This is a genomic window from Pseudomonas beijingensis (genome assembly GCF_030687295.1).
GTDB classification, from domain to species: domain Bacteria; phylum Pseudomonadota; class Gammaproteobacteria; order Pseudomonadales; family Pseudomonadaceae; genus Aquipseudomonas; species Aquipseudomonas beijingensis.
Genome location: NZ_CP117425.1, coordinates 5,275,315 through 5,292,310 on the forward strand (window position 1 = coordinate 5,275,315; position 16,996 = coordinate 5,292,310).

At 61.4% G+C, this 16,996-nt stretch carries 10 protein-coding genes, 4 tRNA genes and 2 pseudogenes; 3 read left to right on the top strand and 13 right to left on the bottom strand.

Annotated features, from left to right (window positions below):
• Positions 1-101 precede the first annotated feature (101 nt).
• Together leuD and leuC are read right to left on the bottom strand one after the other, a co-directional pair.
• Positions 102-747: pseudogene (leuD, locus tag PSH84_RS23540) on the bottom strand (3-isopropylmalate dehydratase small subunit).
• A gap of 11 nt (positions 748-758) precedes the next feature.
• Positions 759-2,178: pseudogene (leuC, locus tag PSH84_RS23545) on the bottom strand (3-isopropylmalate dehydratase large subunit).
• A gap of 157 nt (positions 2,179-2,335) precedes the next feature.
• Here leuC and PSH84_RS23550 point away from each other — a divergent pair.
• Together PSH84_RS23550 and PSH84_RS23555 are read left to right on the top strand one after the other, a co-directional pair.
• Positions 2,336-3,226 carry a LysR family transcriptional regulator gene (locus PSH84_RS23550; RefSeq protein ID WP_305467725.1) on the top strand — a complete coding sequence of 297 codons (891 nt, stop codon included), beginning with the start codon at positions 2,336-2,338 and terminating at the stop codon, positions 3,224-3,226.
• A gap of 69 nt (positions 3,227-3,295) precedes the next feature.
• The gene (locus tag PSH84_RS23555; RefSeq protein WP_305481885.1) at positions 3,296-6,574 is read left to right on the top strand and encodes an EAL domain-containing protein; all 3,279 of its coding nucleotides are present in this window, start codon (positions 3,296-3,298) and stop codon (positions 6,572-6,574) included.
• A gap of 216 nt (positions 6,575-6,790) precedes the next feature.
• On the opposite strand, the gene PSH84_RS23560 is transcribed toward PSH84_RS23555, so the two are convergent.
• The 11 genes from PSH84_RS23560 to uvrB all read right to left on the bottom strand — a co-directional run bounded on the left by PSH84_RS23560 (position 6,791) and on the right by uvrB (position 15,426).
• Positions 6,791-7,243, bottom strand: coding sequence for an Hsp20 family protein (locus tag PSH84_RS23560; RefSeq protein WP_122566040.1), 453 nt, complete (start codon positions 7,241-7,243; stop codon positions 6,791-6,793).
• Between the two features lie 119 nt (positions 7,244-7,362).
• On the bottom strand, positions 7,363-8,322 hold the full coding sequence (locus PSH84_RS23565; protein WP_305481886.1) for a tRNA dihydrouridine synthase: 960 nt from the start codon (positions 8,320-8,322) through the stop codon (positions 7,363-7,365).
• Between the two features lie 648 nt (positions 8,323-8,970).
• A complete protein-coding gene (locus tag PSH84_RS23570) occupies positions 8,971-9,420 on the bottom strand; it encodes an acyl-CoA thioesterase (protein WP_122566043.1) in 450 nt (149 codons plus the stop codon).
• A gap of 45 nt (positions 9,421-9,465) precedes the next feature.
• Positions 9,466-10,299 (bottom strand): alpha/beta fold hydrolase, encoded by an 834-nt coding sequence (locus PSH84_RS23575; RefSeq protein WP_122566044.1) that lies wholly within the window; start codon positions 10,297-10,299, stop codon positions 9,466-9,468.
• A 28-nt stretch (positions 10,300-10,327) separates the two neighbouring features.
• A complete protein-coding gene (locus PSH84_RS23580; protein ID WP_122566045.1) occupies positions 10,328-10,867 on the bottom strand; it encodes a TetR/AcrR family transcriptional regulator in 540 nt (179 codons plus the stop codon).
• 181 nt (positions 10,868-11,048) lie between these two features.
• Positions 11,049-11,124 (bottom strand) — tRNA-Glu (locus tag PSH84_RS23585).
• A gap of 75 nt (positions 11,125-11,199) precedes the next feature.
• Positions 11,200-11,275, bottom strand: a tRNA-Ala gene (locus PSH84_RS23590).
• Positions 11,276-11,328: 53 nt separating this feature from the next.
• Positions 11,329-11,404: transfer RNA gene (locus tag PSH84_RS23595), tRNA-Glu, on the bottom strand.
• 79 nt (positions 11,405-11,483) lie between these two features.
• A tRNA-Ala gene (locus PSH84_RS23600) sits at positions 11,484-11,559 on the bottom strand.
• Between the two features lie 146 nt (positions 11,560-11,705).
• Positions 11,706-13,187: a glutamate--tRNA ligase gene (gene gltX / locus PSH84_RS23605; RefSeq protein WP_305467729.1), complete on the bottom strand. Its 1,482-nt coding sequence runs from the start codon at positions 13,185-13,187 to the stop codon at positions 11,706-11,708.
• A 223-nt stretch (positions 13,188-13,410) separates the two neighbouring features.
• On the bottom strand, positions 13,411-15,426 hold the full coding sequence (gene uvrB, locus PSH84_RS23610; protein WP_122565118.1) for an excinuclease ABC subunit UvrB: 2,016 nt from the start codon (positions 15,424-15,426) through the stop codon (positions 13,411-13,413).
• A gap of 332 nt (positions 15,427-15,758) precedes the next feature.
• Between uvrB and PSH84_RS23615 the strand changes: the two genes are divergently transcribed.
• Entirely contained in the window at positions 15,759-16,955 is a 1,197-nt protein-coding gene (locus tag PSH84_RS23615) for an amino acid aminotransferase (protein ID WP_305481887.1), read from the top strand.
• Positions 16,956-16,996 lie beyond the last annotated feature (41 nt).

Sequence of the window (16,996 nt, forward strand, 5' to 3'; positions counted from 1 at the left end):
TCGCGAGCAAGCTCGCTCCCACAGGTGTCTTGTGAACACCATAGATCCCCTGTGGGAGCGAGCTTGCTCGCGATGAGGCCGGTACTGCCTACATCAATCCATCAAGCATCCCGAAACAACCAAGGCTGGCTCGCCCGGTGGTTGGCCTCGAACGCGGCAATCGCCTCGCCGTCCTGCAAGGTCAGGCCGATGTCATCCAGGCCGTTGAGCAGACAATGCTTGCGAAACGCATCGATCTCGAAACCCCAACACCTTGCCGTCGGGACGGGTCACGGTCTGGGCGGCCAGGTCGATCTGCAGTTGATAGCCGGGGTTGGCCTCGACCTGCTGGAACAGCTCATCCACGTCAGCATCGCTGAGGATGATCGGCAGCAAGCCGTTCTTGAAGCTGTTGTTGAAGAAGATGTCGGCGTAGCTCGGCGCGATGATGCTGCGGAAACCGTACTCTTCCAGGGCCCATGGCGCGTGCTCGCGGCTCGAGCCGCAGCCGAAGTTCTCCCGGGCCAGCAACACGCTGGCGCCTTGGTAACGCTCGGCGTTGAGCACGAAATCCTTGTTCAGCGGCCGCTTGGAGTTGTCCTGGTACGGCTGGCCGACATCCAGGTAACGCCATTCGTCGAACAGGTTCGGGCCGAAACCGGTGCGCTTGATGGACTTCAAGAACTGCTTGGGAATGATCTGGTCGGTGTCGACGTTGGCACGATCCAAAGGCGCGACAAGACCGGTGTGCTGGGTAAAAGCTTTCATGCTGCGCTCCTTCAGATCAATTCGCGGACGTCGACGAAACGGCCGTTGACAGCCGCCGCCGCGGCCATCGCCGGGCTCACCAGGTGCGTACGGCCACCGGCGCCCTGACGGCCTTCGAAGTTACGGTTGGAGGTGGAGGCGCAATGCTCACCCGACTCCAGCCGGTCCGGGTTCATCGCCAGGCACATCGAGCACCCCGGCTCACGCCATTCGAAACCGGCCTCGAGGAAAATCTTGTCCAGCCCTTCCGCTTCGGCCTGGGCCTTCACCAGGCCCGAGCCCGGCACCACGATGGCCTGCTTGATGGTCGAGGCGACCTTGCGGCCCTTGGCGATCACTGCCGCGGCGCGCAAGTCTTCGATCCGCGAGTTGGTGCAGGAACCGATGAACACGCGATCGAGCTGAATGTCGGTGATCGCCTGGTTGGCGCTCAAGCCCATGTATTTCAAGGCACGGACGATGGAGTCGCGCTTGACCAGGTCCATTTCCTTGGCCGGATCCGGTACGTTCTGGTCCACCGCCAGCACCATTTCCCGGGGAAGTGCCCCAGCTGACTTGCGGCTTGATCTGCGTCGCGTCGAGTTCAACCACCGTGTCGAACTTGGCATCGGCGTCGGAGACCAGGTCTTTCCAGGCCTCGACCGCCATGTCCCATTCCGCGCCTTTTGGCGAGAACGGACGCCCTTTTACGTATTCCACGGTTTTTTCATCGGCGGCCACCAGGCCAACGCGGGCACCGGCCTCGATGGACATGTTGCAGATGGTCATGCGGCCTTCGACGGACAAGTCGCGGATCGCGCTGCCGGCGAACTCGATGGCATGGCCGTTACCGCCGGCGGTGCCGATCTTGCCGATCACGGCCAGGACGATGTCCTTGGCGGTCACGCCGAATGGCAGTTTGCCCTCGACGCGCACCAGCATGTTTTTCATTTTCTTGGCGACCAGGCACTGGGTGGCGAGCACATGCTCGACCTCGGAGGTGCCGATACCATGGGCCAAAGCGCCGAAAGCACCGTGGGTCGAGGTGTGGGAGTCGCCACAGACCACGGTCATGCCCGGCAAGGTCGCGCCCTGCTCCGGGCCGATAACGTGGACGATGCCCTGGCGCACATCGTTCATCTTGAATTCGACGATGCCGTATTCGTCACAGTTATCGTCGAGGGTCTGGACCTGCAGGCGCGAGACCTGGTCGGCAATGGCTTCGATGCCGCCCTTGCGCTCCGGCGTGGTCGGTACGTTGTGGTCCGGGGTCGCGATGTTGGCATCGATGCGCCACGGCTTGCGCCCGGCCAGGCGCAGGCCTTCGAAGGCTTGCGGCGACGTCACTTCGTGAATGATGTGACGATCGATGTAGATCAGCGCCGAGCCATCGTCGCGCTGCTTGACCAAATGCGAATCCCAGAGCTTGTCGTAGAGCGTTTTGCCGGCCATCAGACGGTTTCCTCATCAGCTTGTTTCTATGCCCCGGGCCCTGAACGAATCAATAACCCCTTGGCTTGTGAGGCTGATCCTATGGGGTTACATTAAATAACTCAAATTCATATTTTTCATGCTTTGCATAACCAACTGGAATCCGACTGGAACCGCCATGGACCTCGCCAACCTCAACGCCTTTATTGCCATCGCCGAGACGGGCAGTTTCTCCGGCGCCGGCGAACGCCTGCACCTGACTCAGCCGGCCATCAGCAAGCGCATCGCGGGTCTTGAACAACAACTCAAGGTGCGCCTGTTCGACCGCCTGGGCCGTGAAGTGGGCCTGACCGAGGCGGGCCGAGCCCTGTTGCCACGGGCTTATCAGATCCTCAACGTGCTGGACGACACCCGCCGCGCCCTGACCAACCTGACCGGCGAAGTGACCGGACGCCTGACGCTCGCCACCAGCCACCACATCGGCCTGCACCGCCTGCCGCCCTTATTGCGGGAGTTCACCCGACGTTACCCCCAGGTGGCGCTGGATATTCAGTTCCTGGATTCGGAAGTGGCCTACGAAGAAATCCTCCATGGCCGGGCGGAACTGGCCGTCATCACCCTCGCCCCCGAGCCTCACACGCTGGTACGGGCCATGCCGGTGTGGGACGACCCCTTGGATTTCGTGGTCGCCCCGGAGCATGCCTTGTTGGAAAAAGGCGCGGTGAGCCTGGCGGACATCGCCTTGCATCCAGCGGTTTTCCCGGGGGGCAATACCTTTACCCATCACATCGTGCAACGGCTGTTCGAGGCCCAGGGCCTGACGCCGAACATCGCCATGAGCACGAATTATCTGGAAACCATAAAGATGATGGTGTCCATTGGCCTGGCCTGGAGCGTTCTGCCGCGCACCATGCTCGACGAACAGGTCGCACGCATTCCTTTGCCGGGCATACAGCTCAGTCGCCAGCTAGGCTATATCTTGCACACCGAACGGACGCTATCGAATGCCGCACGGGCTTTCATGGCCTTACTGGACGCACAAATCGATTTGCCAGGGACAAAGGCATAGGTTGTGCCGCGCCTGTAGGGCCTTGGAGGCTTGTGCTTAATGCCCAAAACCGCTCAAGGCTCGCTAGAAATGCCCAAACCTGCTGACCATCTCCCGCCCTTGCCACGCATTCAGGCGCTCGACCCGAAGCGGTCCGAGCAAAGCTGGGACAGCGCGCCACAGTTGCTGGCCGCCCTGAACGGTGCGCGGCTGGGCGCCTGGTCGTGGGACATCGACAGCGGCCAGATCAGTTGGTCCCGCGGCACCCAGGCGCTGTTCGGCTTCGATCCGCGCCAACCGTTGCCGGCGGACGTGGACTACCTCGATTTGCTGTTACCCGAAGACCGGGCCAGGGCCGTGCGCGCGTTTCACGCGGCAGTGGCCGGGGCGCCACTGGAACAGGCGATGCATCACCGCATCGTCTGGCCCGACGGCAGCCTGCATTGGCTGGAAATCAGTGGCAGCGTGCTGCCCGACAAGCACGGCCGGCCGCGCATGATCGGGGTGATTCGCGAAATCACCCATCAGCGCGAACGGGAACAGGCGCTGCGCAGCTCGGAAAAACGTTTCGCCACGCTATTTCACCTGACCCCGAACATGGTGCTGCTGACCCGCCAGGAAGATGGCCTGATCATCGAGGCCAACCAGTATTTCGAAAGTCTGTTTGGCTGGCCGCTGCACGACATAATCGGCCGCACGACCCTGGAACTGGGCTTATGGGTCCATCCCGAGCAGCGGGCAAAATTGGTGGAGGTCGTCAAGGCCAAGGGCGAAATGACGAGTATGGAGGTAGAACTGCAGGCCAGTAACGGCCAGATCCACAGCGGCCTTCTCAGCGCGCAGAGAGTCGAGCTCGAGGGCCAGCCTTATCTTCTGAGCACATTCCTCGATACCACCGAACGCAAACTGGCCGAGCAGGCCCTCAAGGACAGCCAGGAGCGCCTGGACCTGGCCCTCGACTCGGCGCAACTGGGCACCTGGGACTGGCACATTCCCAGCGGCATGCTCTACGGCTCGGCCCGGGCCGCGCAGCTCCATGGCCTGGAACCCAAGGCGTTCCACGAATCATTCGATGCGTTTTTCGAGGGGGTGCCCACGGAAGAACGCAACAACATGCGCAACGCCTACCGCAGCCTGCGGGAAGGCCCGGCGGGCAATTATCAATTGACCTACCGCGTGCAACTGCCCGACGGCAGCTCGCGCTACCTGGAAAGCCGCGCCCGCCTCTACCGCAACGACGACGGCAGCCCCTTGCGCATGGCAGGGACTTTGCTGGACATCACCGACCAGGTGGAGCGCGAACAAAGCCTGGCCGCCTCGGAAGAGAAATTCGCCACGCTGTTCCAGGTCAGTCCCGACCCGATCTGCGTCACCCACCAGGACAGCGGCCGGTTCCTCGAGATCAACTCCAGTTTCACTCAGACCTTCGGCTGGAGTACCCGCGACGTGATCGGTCTCAGCGCCGACGAAATCGGCCTCTGGGGCGGCTCGGGCAGCAGCCTGCAACGCATCGAACGGGTGATCCGCGAACAATCGCTGAACAATGTCGCCATCGTCGTTCACCACAAGAACGGCCAGCCGCTGACCTGTGTGATTTCCAGCCGGCAAATCAACGTCGGCAATCAGCCGTGCATCGTCACGACTTTGCGCGATATCACGCAGCAGCAACGCTCCGAAGCCGCCCTCAAGGCCAGTGAAGAGAAGTTCGCCAAGGCGTTTCATTCCAGCCCCGACGCCATCACCATCACCGAGCTCGAAAGCGGTCGCTACCTTGAGGTCAACGATGGCTTCTGCCGGCTGACCGGTTACCGCGCCGATGAAGTGATCGGGCATACGGTCTACGAGGTGGGTATCTGGGCCGAAGAAAAACAGCGAGCGGCCCTGCTGGCCGAACTGCAGCTCAAGGGCCGCGTCGTCCACCAGGAAATGCTCGGGCGCAATAAACGGGGGGAAATCCTTACGGTGGAGGTCTCGGTCGAGCCCATCACCCTCAATGAGACCGCGTGCCTGCTGCTGACCGCCCGGGACGTGAGCCTGCTGCGCAATGCCGAAGCCCAGATCCGCCACCTGGCCTACCACGACTCGCTGACCAACCTGCCCAACCGGGCCTTGCTGATGGACCGCCTGAGCCAGCAGATCGCCCTGCTCAAGCGCCACAACTTGCGCGGTGCCCTACTGTTTCTCGACCTGGACCACTTCAAGCACATCAACGACTCCCTCGGTCATCCCGTGGGTGACACCGTACTGAAAATCATCACCGCGCGCCTGGAAGCCAGCGTGCGCCTGGAAGACACTGTCGCGCGCCTGGGGGGCGACGAGTTCGTGGTGTTGCTCAGCGGCCTGGAAGGCTCGCGTAACGAAGTCAGCAAGCAAGTGCAGACGCTGGCCGACACCCTGCGCGAATTGCTTTCTGAGCCGATGTTTCTCGATGGCCAGCGACTGCAGGTCACGCCGAGCATCGGTATCGCGTTGATCCCCGACCACGGCTCCACGCCCACCGATTTGCTCAAGCGCGCCGACATTGCCCTGTACCGCGCCAAGGATTCGGGACGCAACACCTCGCAGATGTTTCACACCACCATGCAAAAAGCCGCCAGCGAACGGCTGCGCATGGAAACCGACCTGCGCCAGGCCCTGGCCCGTGGCGAGTTCAGCGTGCATTTCCAACCGCAGGTCGATGCCCGGGACAACCGCATCGTCGGCGCCGAAGCCCTGGTGCGCTGGCATCACCCGGACCTCGGCGCCCAATCGCCCAACGAATTCATCAAAGTGCTGGAGGACAGCGGCCTGATCCTCGAAGTCGGGACCTGGATCCTTGATGAAGCCTGCGACGGCTTCAAGCAACTGATCGCCAAGGGCAAGATCGACCCACAGCAATTCAGCCTGTGCGTAAACATCAGCCCGCGACAATTCCGCCAGAGCGACTTCGTCGAACGCATTGAAACCTGCCTAGCCACCCATGCCCTGCCCTGCTCCATGCTGAAGCTGGAAATCACCGAAGGCATCGTGATCCAGAACCTGGACGACACCATCGCCAAGATGCGCCGGCTCAAGAAACTGGGCGTGAGTTTCGCCATGGACGATTTCGGCACTGGTTATTCGTCGCTGACCTACCTCAAGCGCCTGCCGGTGGACACGCTGAAAATCGACCAGTCATTCGTGCGCGACGCCACCAGCGACCCCAACGACGCCGAAATCATCCGGGCCATCGTCGCCATGGCCCGCAGCCTCAACCTGGTGATGATTGCCGAAGGTGTGGAGACCCTGGAGCAATTGCAGTTCCTGCAAGGACTCGATTGCCATTTGTACCAGGGTTACCTGCACAGCCGACCGCTGCCGCTGGAGGCGTTTGAGCGGTTGTTGCCGTGACATGGAGACACTGCGGGGAACGCTTGTGGCAAGGGGGTTTTATGTGGGAGCTAAGCTTGCTCGCGACTGCAGCTGACCCGGTATTTGAAGGACCGCATCGCTTTTATCGCGGGCAAGCCTTGCTCCCACATAAAATCCCCTCGCCACAATGAATCTTCCACCGTTCTCCAAAATGAAAAAGGGCGCCCTTGGGCGCCCTTCTTCAGTTGCGATGCATCAGTTTTGCAGCGCGGGTTGCCGCTGCGCACCGTTGATCGGGATGCGCTTGGCTTTTGCCTCTTCCGGAACCACCCGCAACAGGTCGATGCTCAACAGACCGTTGCTCAGGCCGGCGGACTTGATCTCGATATGATCGGCCAACCGGAAGGACAGCTTGAACGCACGCTGGGCAATGCCCTGGTGCAGGAAGGTGACGCTGTCGTTGCTGGCTTCACGCTTGCCGCCGCTGATGGTCAGCACACCTTTTTCCACTTGCAGGTCCAGGTCTTCTTCCTGGAATCCGGCGGCGGCGACCACGATGCGGTACTCGTCATCGCCATGTTTTTCCACGTTGTAGGGTGGATAGCTGCTACCTGGTTCGTTGCGCAGGGCGGTTTCGAACAAGTCGTTGAAACGATCGAAGCCTACCGAGGAACGGAACAGCGGGGCCAGCGAAAATGCAGTACTCATGATTCAAATCTCCTGAAAAATTCAGCAAGTTTTTTTGTCTCCGCGACCCGAATTCGGCATCGCGTAACCCCTATCTAGGGTCCGCCAAAAACTTTTCAAGAGGTTTTTTTGAAATTTTTTCAGGCCGCTTTGGTGCGCTGCACACCCAATAAATGCCCCACCGCGTCCAGGTCGGTTTCCCGGCGCAGCGCGGTAAACAGCTCGACCGCTTCGGGGTAATTGCGGGTCAGCATTGCCAGCCACTGCTTCAACCGGCCCGGGGCTTGGCGCGGTGTCAGTTGTTCGACCACTTGCTGCCAAAAGTCGTGGAGCATCGGCTGCAGCTCGACCCAGGACATCTCGACCACGTCCTCGCCAGCCCGGGCGGCGGCGATTTGCCGGGCCAGGTCCGGGCGGGAAACGAGACCGCGACCGAGCATGATGTCTTCGACACCGCTGATTTCGCGGCAACGGCGCCAATCCTCAACACTCCAGATATCGCCATTGGCGAACACCGGCACCTTGACCACTTCCTGCACGCGGGGGATCCATTCCCAATGGGCCGGAGGCTTGTAGCCATCGACCTTGGTCCGCGCATGCACCACGATGTGCGCCGCGCCGCCTTCGGCCAACGCCGTGGCACAGACCAGCGCGCCGTCCGGGCTATCGAAGCCCAGGCGCATCTTGGCGGTGACGGGGATGTGTTTCGGCACCGCGCGGCGCACGTGTTCGACGATTTCGTTGAGCAGTTCCGGCTCCTTGAGCAACACCGCCCCGCCCCGGGATTTATTCACGGTCTTGGCTGGGCAACCGAAATTCAGGTCGATCACCTCCGAGCCCAACTCACAGGCCAACGCCGCGTTTTCCGCCAGGCACACCGGATCGGAGCCGAGCAACTGCACCCGCAACGGCACGCCGGCAGCGGTCTGGGCAACGGCCAGCAGCTCAGGGGCGAGCTTATGGAAATAGGCCGGCGTGAGCAGACGGTCGTTGACGCGGATGAACTCGGTGACACACCAGTCGATCCCGCCAACACGGGTCAGGACATCCCGCAGGATGTTGTCGACCAACCCCTCCATGGGCGCCAGGGCAATTTGCATGGAAACACACACTCAACGAAAAAACGTGCGGCAGTTTACCGGATTTTGCCCACATTTCCGGCATTCCCCACAAATCCCTGTGGGAGCGGGCTTGCTCGCGAAAGCGGTGGGTCAGCTTGCATTGACGTTGAATGGACTGACGCTATCGCGAGCAAGCTCGCTCCCACAATGGTTCCAGGGCGTTCACGGAATTGGAGTCCGCCACAAATCCCCTGTGGGAGCGGGCTTGCTCGCGAAAGCGGTGGATCAGCTTGCATAGGTTGAATGGACCGACGCTATCGCGAGCAAGCTCGCTCCCACAATGGTTCCAGGGCGTTCACGGAATTGGAGTCCGCCACAAATTCCCTGTGGGAGCGGGCTTGCTCGCGAAAGCGGTGGATCAGCTTGCATAGATGTTGAATGGACTGACGCTATCGCGAGCAAGCTCGCTCCCACAATGGTTCCAGGGCGTTCACGGAATTGGAGTCCGCCACAAATCCCCTGTGGGAGCGAGCTTGCTCGCGAAAGCGGTGGGTCAGCTTGCATTGACGTTGAATGGACTGACGCTATCGCGAGCAAGCTCGCTCCCACAATGGTTCCAGGGCGTTCACGGAATTGGAGTCCGCCACAATCCCCTGTGGGAGCGAGCTTGCTCGCGATAGCAGTGGGTCAGTCTATGAAGATGCCAGATGGATTCAGCGCCACGCCGTAACCCTCGATGAATTCCTGCGGCATGCGCTTGGGCCGACCGGTGGACAGTTCGATGCAGACGAAGGTGGTCTGGGCCCGCAGCAGCGTGACGTTGTCGCTGGGACGGACCAGCTGGAAATGCCGGGTCATTTTCAGGCGCTGGTCCCAGTCGACGATCCAGGTCGCCAATTGCAGTTCGTCGCCTTCATAGGCGGCCGCCAGGTAATCGATTTCATGCCGCACCACTGCCATGGCCCGGTCCAGGCGCCGGTATTCCACCAGATCCAGGCCCAGGCGCTGGGAATGACGCCAGGCACAGCGCTCGAGCCAGGTGACGTACACCGCGTTGTTGGCATGGCCCAGCCCGTCGATGTCTTCGGCATTGACCTGAAGATCAATGATGAATGGCGTTGCCCGATCCCAGCCCATGCCCCTCTCCCGGTCGAATTTGGATCGGGGCAGTGTAACGGATGATCAAGCCGATTGCCGCGCTTGCAGGCTGCGACCGGCCAGCAGTGATAACACCCCATCAATCACACGAGGATCGGCCAGCACCCGCTGATGCCCGCCCTGTGGCAGTCGCAGCAGCCGACTGTCGAACCACGCCTCATGAATCAACTGCGACTCCTTGACCGAAACCGACGTGTCGTCCTCGGCATGGACGATCAACCCCGGCACGTCCAGTTGATAATGCGCCACGTCCATCTTCGAGGCCGGCATGCCCACATCGCTTTCTACCTGGCGAATGAAGGCCGAACGCGCCTTGGGCGGCAGGCCCATCATCCGGGAGAAACCGCGCAGCACCCCAAGAATGCGAGCGGGCGCGGCGATGCTGACCAACGTCTCGGTACGCAACCCCAACTGGACGGCCAACAGGGCACTGGCGCCGCCCATGGAGTGCCCGATCACGGCCTGCAACGGCGGCAACTCGGCGGCGGCTTCGAGCATGGCCCTGGCGAACAACAGGACATTCGCCTCACGACCCGGCGAGCGACCATGAGCCGGGCCGTCCAGCGCCACCACCATGTAACCGGCATCCACCAAGGCCGTGATCAGCGCCGCGAACTGGGTCGGCCGCCCTTCCCAACCGTGCATCAACAAGACCGCCGGACCTTTGCCCCAGCGCAAGGCCGAGAGACCGAAGCGTAAGGTGATACGTTCGGACGTCGCCAGCAACGGCAGCTCCCAATCTCGCGGCGGCAAGTTCCGAGGGCGCATGAACAACGAACGCATCTGCTTCGCCACCAGGTGCGGAGCCACCCAGCCAAGCGTGCCATTGACACTACGAATCCAGCTCAACCTGTCCATCGCTCATCTCCAGGGCTCGCGCCTCAGCTCAACGCACCGCCGACTTGGCGGCGCGCAGCAAACGATCCGATAACTCTCCCGGGCCCAATGCCCGCGCCAGGGCCAGGCCACCCACCATCAAGGCGATGTCGGCCAAAGCCTTGTCGGCGTCCTCCGGGCTGGCCGCCAACTGCGCGACCATCAACTCGATATGCTCATTGAGCACCTCACGAAACGCCTCCGGCAGCCGCCCGAGTTCGCCGACCGACGCCGGGATCGGGCAGGCTTGCTCGGTGCAATCGCGGTGCTTTCGCGACAGATAGAACGCGGCAACCAGGGCGCGCCGTTCTTCGCCTGTCAGCTCGCCGTCCATATCGGCGATCAAGCCGCGGCGCCGATTGAGCAATTGCTTGAAGGCCTCCAACATCAAGGCATCCTTGCTTTCGAAATGGGCGTAAAAACCGCCCACCGTCAGCCCGGCCGCGCCCATCACCTCGCCCACGCTCGGCTCTGCCGGCCCACGCTGAATCAGCGCATCGCTGGCGGCCTTGAGAATGCGTTCACGGGTTTGTGCCTTTTTATCGCTCATCGTCGCCTCCGAATATTACGACTGAAATATTATCCATGTAATAATTTTCCGCAAGCGGAAATTTTCACCGCTGGTCAGAAGACTTTTTCAAAGGATAAGGGAATTGGCCGAACGCCAGACAAACAAAAGGGCCATTCAAGAATTGAATGACCCTTATAAAATCCCGCAGAGCGGGTAATCGTGGCGTCCCCTAGGGGACTCGAACCCCTGTTACCGCCGTGAAAGGGCGGTGTCCTAGGCCACTAGACGAAGGGGACACAAACCTTCTAACTTGATCAGTGCTGAGAACTGATCGATTCAAAGCCGGTGTGGCCAAACCTTGAACCTGTAATTGGTGGAGCTAGACGGGATCGAACCGTCGACCTCTTGCATGCCATGCAAGCGCTCTCCCAGCTGAGCTATAGCCCCGGATTTTTCGCCTCGCGGCGGAGCGACGTCTTGCAACATCGCTTCTGTAAAACTGGCGTCCCCTAGGGGACTCGAACCCCTGTTACCGCCGTGAAAGGGCGGTGTCCTAGGCCACTAGACGAAGGGGACGCAAACCCTTCTATACAACTGATCAACGCTGAGTGTTGATCGCTTCAAGACCGGTGTGGCCAGGCCTTGAAGTGTAAATTGGTGGAGCTAGACGGGATCGAACCGTCGACCTCTTGCATGCCATGCAAGCGCTCTCCCAGCTGAGCTATAGCCCCTCATCGCTGAGGACGGGGCGAATCTTAAGGGCGTATCGGAGGGCTGTCAAATTTATTTTCAACAAATCTAAAAATTTTTTGCCGGGATAACAATCACTTACCGACAAACCCCGGAAAACCGGGGTATGCCCTGCCTCATCGAACGCTTACGCGATCGCGCCCAGCAGTTTTTCCCACTCCTTGTTCTCCTTCTTCGACACGCCACCGAGCAGATCGATGGCCTGGCGCAGGCGGAAACGGGTCAGGTCCGGCCCGAGGATTTCCATCGCATCGAGCACCGACACCGAGCTGGCCTGACCGGTAATGGCGGCGAACATCAGCGGCATGGCATCGCGCAATTTCAGCTCCAGGGACTCGACCACGGCCTGGATGGTCGCGGTGATGCTGTCCTTCTCCCACTGACGCAGGCTTTCGAGCTTCCACAGGATCAGTTGCATCAACTGGCGCACCTGGTCGCCGGAGAGCTTCTTGGATTCGAACAGCTTCGCGTCCGGCGTCACGCCACCGGCAAAGAAGAAGCCGGCCAGCGGGGCGATCTGGCTGAAGGTCTCTACCCTGCCCTGCACGTGGGGAGCGATCTTCATCATGTACTCAGGGTTCAACGCCCACTTCTGCACACGAGCGGCGAACTCCTCCACCGGCAGGTCCCGCAGCCACTGGCCGTTGAGCCACGACAACTTCTCGATGTCGAAGATCGGCCCACCCAGGGAGACGCGTGACAGATCGAAGTGCTCGACCATTTCCTGCAGCGAGAACTTCTCACGCTCGTCCGGCATCGACCAGCCCATGCGCCCCAGGTAGTTGAGCATCGCCTCGGGCATGAAGCCCATGCGCTCGTAGAACGTCACCGAGGTCGGGTTCTTGCGCTTGGACAGCTTGCTCTTGTCCGGGTTACGCAGCAGCGGCATGTAGCACAGCTGCGGTTGTTCCCAGCCGAAGTATTCGTAGAGCAGGATCAGTTTCGGCGCCGACGGCAGCCATTCTTCGCCGCGCAAGACGTGTGTGATGCCCATTAGGTGATCATCGACCACGTTGGCCAGGAAGTACGTCGGCAAGCCGTCGGTCTTCATCAGGACTTGCATGTCCATGCGATCCCACGGGATCTCGACATCGCCACGCAGCATGTCCGGCACCACGCAGACGCCTTCGCTCGGCACTTTCATGCGGATCACATGGGGCTCGCCAGCGGCCAGGCGACGGGCGACTTCTTCCTTGGACAGCAGCAGCGCCCGGCCATCGTAGCGCGGGGTTTCACCGCGAGCCATTTGCTCGGCGCGCATCTGGTCCAGCTCTTCGGCGGTGCAGAAACATGGGAACGCATGCCCCATGTCCACCAGTTGCTGGCAATACTGCTGGTAGATATCGCCGCGCTCACTCTGGCGGTACGGACCGTGCGGGCCGCCGACGTCCGGGCCTTCGCTCCAGTCGATCCCCAACCAGCGCAGGGCATCGAAGATTTGCTGTTCGGACTCGCGGGTCGAACGCAACTGGTCGGTGTCCTCGATCCGCAGGATGAACTCGCCGCCATGCTGCTTGGCAAAGCAATAGTTGAACAAAGCGATGTAAGCGGTGCCGACATGGGGATCGCCAGTGGGCGAAGGCGCGATGCGGGTGCGGACGGTGGTCATGGCATGTCTCGGAAAGAATATAAAAGCAAAGATCAAACAGGGGGCGAATGGTAACAGGCGATGGCGGGCGGGCTCCAGTGAGAGCGGGATTTGTGTGGCCAGTCGTCGACCGAGTCGCGCCCATCGCGAGCAAGCTCGCTCCCACAGGGGTTTTGTGAACGCCGTAGATCCAGTGTGGGAGCGAGCTTGCTCGCGATGAGGCCCTCAAAACCACCACAAAACCTCAGACAGCCAGCAACCGCTCGCGCAACTTGCCAATCTCATCACGCAACTGCGCCGCAGCCTCGAACTCCAGGTCCCGGGCCAGCTGGTACATTTTCTCTTCCAGTTGCCGGATACGCTTGGTGATTTCGCTCGGCGAGCGCAGTTCGGCCTCGTAGCGGGCGCTCTCTTCGGCGGCCTTGGCCATGCCCTTGCGCTTCTTGCTGCGCGAGCCGGGCACGGTGGCGCCTTCCATGATGTCGGCGACGTCCTTGAACACGCCCTTGGGGGTGATGCCGTTGGCCAGGTTGAAGGCGATCTGCTTGTCGCGACGACGCTCGGTCTCGCCGATGGCCCGCTCCATGGAGCCGGTGATGCGATCGGCATACAGAATCGCCCGGCCGTTGAGGTTACGCGCCGCGCGACCGATGGTCTGGATCAACGAGCGCTCGGAACGCAGGAAACCTTCCTTGTCGGCGTCGAGAATCGCCACCAGCGACACTTCCGGCATGTCCAGGCCTTCGCGCAGCAGGTTGATGCCCACCAGCACATCGAAGGTGCCCAGGCGCAGGTCGCGGATGATCTCGACCCGCTCCACCGTGTCGATGTCCGAGTGCAGGTAACGCACCCGCACGCCATGATCGGCCAGGTAATCGGTGAGATCTTCGGCCATGCGCTTGGTCAGCGTGGTGACCAGCACCCGCTCCTCCACCGCCACGCGCTTGCTGATTTCCGAGAGCAGGTCATCGACCTGGGTCAACGCCGGACGCACCTCGACTTGCGGGTCCACCAGCCCGGTCGGGCGTACCACTTGCTCGACCACCCGGCCGGCATGTTCGGCTTCGTAGTTGCCGGGGGTGGCCGAGACAAAAATCGTCTGCGGGCTGACGCTTTCCCATTCGTCGAAGCGCATTGGCCGGTTATCCAGCGCCGAGGGCAGGCGGAAACCGTATTCCACCAGGGTTTCCTTGCGCGAACGGTCGCCTTTGTACATGGCGCCGACCTGGGGCACGCTGACGTGGGATTCGTCAATCACCAGCAAGGCATCGGCCGGCAAATAGTCATACAAGGTCGGCGGCGGCGCCCCCGCCGGGCGACCCGACAGGTAGCGCGAGTAGTTTTCGATGCCGTTGCAGTAGCCCAGCTCCAGGATCATCTCCAGGTCGAACCGGGTCCGTTGCTCCAGGCGCTGGGCTTCCACCAGTTTGTTGTTCGAACGCAGGTATTCCAGGCGCTCCTGCAACTCGACCTTGATCCCTTCGATGGCGTCCAGCAGGGTTTCCCGGGGCGTCACGTAGTGGCTCTTGGGGTAGAAGGTGAAGCGCGGCAACTTGCGGATCACTTCACCGGTCAGCGGGTCGAACGCCGAAATGCTCTCCACTTCATCGTCGAACAGCTCGATGCGGATCGCTTCCAGGTCCGATTCCGCGGGGTAGATGTCGATCACATCGCCGCGCACCCGGAACGTCGCCCGGGCGAAGTCCATGTCGTTGCGGGTGTACTGCAAGTCCGCCAGGCGACGCAGCAAGGCGCGCTGGTCGAGTTTGTCGCCGCGGTCCACGTGCAGCACCATCTTCAGGTAGGTTTCCGGGCTGCCCAAGCCATAGATGCACGACACCGTGGTGACAATGATCGCGTCCTTACGCTCGAGCAACGCCTTGGTCGCCGACAGGCGCATCTGTTCGATGTGGTCGTTGATCGAGGCATCCTTCTCGATGAAGGTGTCCGACGACGGCACGTAGGCCTCGGGCTGATAGTAGTCGTAGTAGGAAACGAAGTACTCCACGGCGTTGTTCGGGAAAAACGCCTTGAACTCACCGTACAGCTGCGCCGCCAGGGTCTTGTTCGGCGCCAGTACCAGGGTCGGGCGCTGAATCTGGGCGATCACGTTGGCAATGCTGAAGGTCTTGCCCGAGCCGGTCACACCGAGCAACGTCTGGTGCGCCAGCCCGGCCTCGATGCCTTCGACCATCAGGCGGATGGCTTCCGGCTGATCGCCGGCGGGCTGGAAGCGGGTGACTAGCTGGAATTCAGACATGACATAACCTCTGGATTCACCCCTGTCGGGCAGCCGACAGGAACGAGAAAGACCGAAACGACTGATGTCGCCCGAGGAAAAAGCTGGGATGCACACAATGTGGAGGTGAATGCCTTCGCTTTCAAGACGAACGTCCTACACGCCTTGAAGACTTTGACGCTGCGAGAGGACTAACGGTCGAAAAAAATCGTAAAAACTTAGCGTAAAAACCGAATCGCCTGTCGCCGTGCCGGGTGATGGCCTCTATACTAGCTCCCCGTTTGTGCACCGCTCTAGTGCATTCGGCTGGAGCGTCACACGTCCCCTCATTCTCCATTCAGAGCCGCGCACTAATGAGCCTGTTTTCCGCTGTCGAATTGGCACCCCGCGATCCTATCCTGGGCCTCAACGAAGCTTTCAACGCCGACACCCGTACCAATAAGGTCAACCTGGGTGTAGGTGTTTACTGCAACGAGGAGGGGCGCATTCCACTCTTGCGCGCCGTTGTCGAAGCCGAGACGGCTCGCGTGGCTCAGCACGTTTCCCGTGGTTACCTGCCGATCGACGGCATTGCCGCCTACGACCAGGCTGTGCAGACCCTGCTGTTCGGCAAGGATTCGCCGCTGATCACCTCCGGTCGCGTCATCACCACCCAGGCCGTGGGCGGCACTGGCGCACTGAAGATCGGTGCCGACTTCCTCAAGCAACTGCTGCCTGACGCCGTCGTCGCCATCAGCGACCCAAGCTGGGAAAACCACCGCGCCCTGTTCGAAACCGCCGGCTTCCCGGTGCAGAACTACCGCTACTACGACGCCGCCACCCACGACGTGAACCGCAGCGGCCTGCTGGAAGACCTCAACGCCCTGCCCGACCGCTCGATCGTTGTGCTGCACGCCTGCTGCCACAACCCGACCGGCGTGGACCTGAGCCCGGAAGACTGGAAAAACGTGCTGGCCGTGGTCAAGGCCAAGAACCACGTGCCGTTCCTGGACATGGCCTACCAGGGCTTTGGCGAAGGTATCGACGAAGACGCGGCGGCCGTGCGCCTGTTCGCCGAGTCGGGGCTGACCTTCTTTGCCTCCAGCTCGTTCTCCAAGTCGTTCTCGCTGTACGGCGAGCGCGTCGGCGCCCTGTCGATCGTCAGCGAATCGAAAGAAGAAAGTGCCCGCGTGCTGTCCCAGGTCAAGCGCGTGATCCGCACCAACTACTCCAACCCGCCGACCCACGGCGCCAGCATCGTCGCCGCCGTGCTCAACAGCCCGGAGCTGCGGGCCCAGTGGGAAGCCGAACTGGCCGAGATGCGCCTGCGCATTCGCGGCATGCGCGACCAGATGGCCGACATGCTGGCCAAGGCCGCCCCGCAGCACGACTTCAGCTTTGTCGCCCGCCAGAGCGGGATGTTCTCCTACTCCGGCCTGACCGTTGAGCAAGTGACGCGCCTGCGCAACGAGTTCGGCATCTATGCCCTGGACACCGGCCGCATCTGCGTGGCCGCGCTGAACCAGAACAACATCGATGCGGTGACCAAGGCCATCGTTCAAGTGATTTGACGCTTTCGGCACTGGATGAAAAACGGGAAGCCATTGGGCTT